The organism is Adlercreutzia wanghongyangiae (assembly GCF_035989245.1).
Taxonomy (GTDB): domain Bacteria; phylum Actinomycetota; class Coriobacteriia; order Coriobacteriales; family Eggerthellaceae; genus Adlercreutzia; species Adlercreutzia wanghongyangiae.
Map to the genome: position 1 here is coordinate 1 of NZ_JAYMFF010000021.1, position 2,570 is coordinate 2,570.

The 2,570-nt window shown below is 58.6% G+C and carries 2 protein-coding genes; one reads left to right on the forward strand and one right to left on the reverse strand.

What is annotated here, in order from left to right:
* The first annotated feature begins 134 nt into the window (after positions 1–134).
* Complete coding sequence (locus tag VIN30_RS10080) at positions 135–1,388, forward strand: ATP-binding protein (protein ID WP_338211305.1); 1,254 nt, start codon at positions 135–137, stop codon at positions 1,386–1,388.
* A gap of 242 nt (positions 1,389–1,630) precedes the next feature.
* Here the strand turns inward: VIN30_RS10080 and VIN30_RS10085 are convergent, their stop codons facing one another.
* Positions 1,631–2,239 (reverse strand): DEAD/DEAH box helicase family protein, encoded by a 609-nt coding sequence (locus VIN30_RS10085; RefSeq protein ID WP_338211307.1) that lies wholly within the window; start codon positions 2,237–2,239, stop codon positions 1,631–1,633.
* Between the last annotated feature and the right edge of the window lie 331 nt (positions 2,240–2,570).

A 2,570-nucleotide genomic window follows, 5' to 3' on the forward strand; every position in this document is an offset into this window, starting at 1 on the left:
TTTACGAGCACCCGCATAGCGTCAAATAAGTTTCATTTTTACGGAAAAATATCCCATATACTAAAAATGTTTCATTTTTATGGAACATATCGTACAATCAGAAGTCTTGTCGACCTCGCACCCAAGGAGGACATGTGGTCATCCGCGAATCGTATCTGGAAAGAATCCGGCCCTTTTACCACCAGAACCTCATCAAGGTGATCGTCGGCGTCCGCAGATGCGGAAAGTCGGTTCTGCTCAGACAGATTTGCGACGACCTCGTTTCCTCGGGCATATCAGCATCCGATATCACCTTGATCAACTTTGAGTCTTTCGAGCACAAAGGTCTCCGAGATGCAGATCGGCTTTACCGATACCTCAAAGAACGCATCGTTCCGCACGGGAAAGCCTACTTCCTTCTTGACGAGATTCAGCTCGTCGAAGGCTTCGAGGACGTGGTGAACTCGCTCCACGCAGAGGGAGAGTCGAGCATCTTTGTAACCGGCTCGAACTCTCGACTCCTTGCCGGCGAACTTGCGACCCTTCTCAGCGGCCGGTACGTTTCCTTCCAGGTGATGCCCTTCAATTTTCGGGAGTATGTGCAATACCGCCGGCAGAGCACGGACGGGCTCGATTACTCTCACGACTTCCCCTTCAACTACGCCCCCTCCCCGGAAAGCCTCTTGCAAGACTATCTGCGCTGGGGAGGGTTTCCCCTTGTTTGCGCGCAATCGGACGACGATGCCCGCTCTGTTGTTATTGACGACCTCTACACGTCGATCGTCCTGCGCGACATAATGGACAGGAACAACGTGGCCAAGGGAGAGCCGCTTCAGAACGTGCTCAATTACCTGATCGCCAATTCCTCCAATTTCGTCAGCGGCAAAAAGATCGCCGACACCCTTACAAGCAGCAACCAGAGAATCTCCGCCACCAAAGTGTACGAATACCTCCAGTTCATCCAGGACGCATTCATTGTTTCCCTCGTGGAAAAATACGACATATCGGGTAAGACCCCCCTTAAGTACGAAAAGAAGGGCTTCGTTTGCGACCTCGGGCTTTTTCATGCAAAGAAGAACCCCTCGAAGAACGAGTTTTCCCACATCGCGGAAACAGTCGTCTACAACGAGCTTGTCTCTCGCGGCCTTCGTGTTTATGTGGGGAAAACGTTGCGGGGGGAAATCGACTTCGTTGTAACGCATGGGGAAAAACGCTGCTACATTCAAGTCGCCTACCTGATGCAAGACGAGAGCACTGTTGAACGGGAATTTGGAGCGTTCGACCACGTGCGGGACGCATATCCGAAATACGTTATCTCCATGGACCCGATCACCCAGGACATCAATGGAGTGCGGCACTTGAGGCTTTACGACTTTCTCATGGACGACTCGTTGCTGGCCCTCGGCTAACGCCGCCCGCACCCCACCCCGGAAGGTGGCCGTGCTCAACCCGGCGGGCGGCCTGAAGGCCGCCCCTACGCGGCGCCGTCCCGACAATATCCGCACGCCGTGGGGGGCGATCCCGTAGGGGCGGGCTTTAGCCCGCCCGCAATCCGGAGGGGTGGGCCGAAGCCAGCTTCGATCCGCTCTGTAGGGGCGGGCTTTAGCCCGCCCGCTTTTTGGCTGGGGCTCGCACAGGTCGCGTGCTGCGCCTACAGCAGGTCGGGGTAGGTGGTTTGCAGCCAGCCGGGAGTGGTGTCGTTCAGGAACATGTACAGCTCGCGGCGAGCGCGGCTGAAATGCACGTAGCGCTTGTTGGCGGCATCTAGGTAATACTTGGAGCGCTCTTCGGGGTGGCGCCGCGCCACCTCCTGCATCGCCGCGCGCACCAGCTCGAACGAGTAGGCCACCGACGGGGCCGGGCCATCCGAGGTGCCGGGCCGCGGGTTCTTCTCCAGGTGCTTCAGCATCAGGCCCACCACCAGGCTGTCGAAGGTGGTCACGTGAATGAGGGGCGCCTGCGGAAAGGGATGGATCAGGTGCCGCGCGTAATTGGCCATCTCACGGTTGAAGCACACGAACAGCACGGGCTGGCGCGCCCAGCGCTCGCGCGGATCGCGGGGGTAGCGGCCGGCCTCGCCCAGCAGCTTGGCCAGCAGGCAGAAGGTCTTGCCGGTGCCCGCCTCGCCCTTGATGCGCACCAGGGTGCTGCGCGCCCCCTTGCGGGGATGCTCCAGAATGGCTTGCTGGTCGGGGGTGGCGGTGCCGGCGCCGTTCAGCATCGCGTTCAGGTAATCGGTTTCGCTCATCAGTTTTTCCATGGTGTAATCCTTTCTTAGTTTTGCTTGTCAGTTGCGGGCGGGCTGATCCCCGCCCTGCTATGCCGTTGTCAAGGTGCCGGGGCGGCGGGATGCCGCCCCTGTCTCTCTCGATGTGGCAATCGCTGAGGACGAGGATCATTCTATGGAGGCGAAAAACAGCGCCCGTAAGATTTACGGGCGCTGGCTAGGAGGGAACGCGACGTGGGTAGCCTCGCGAATCAGACTGCAGATTAGCCGCCCTTACCGCCCTCATTGCCTGGTTGAATTGCAGAGCCAGCCGAACGCCTGAGCGACGGCAGGGTTTTCCCAGTTAGCCGGACGGCCCCGCAAG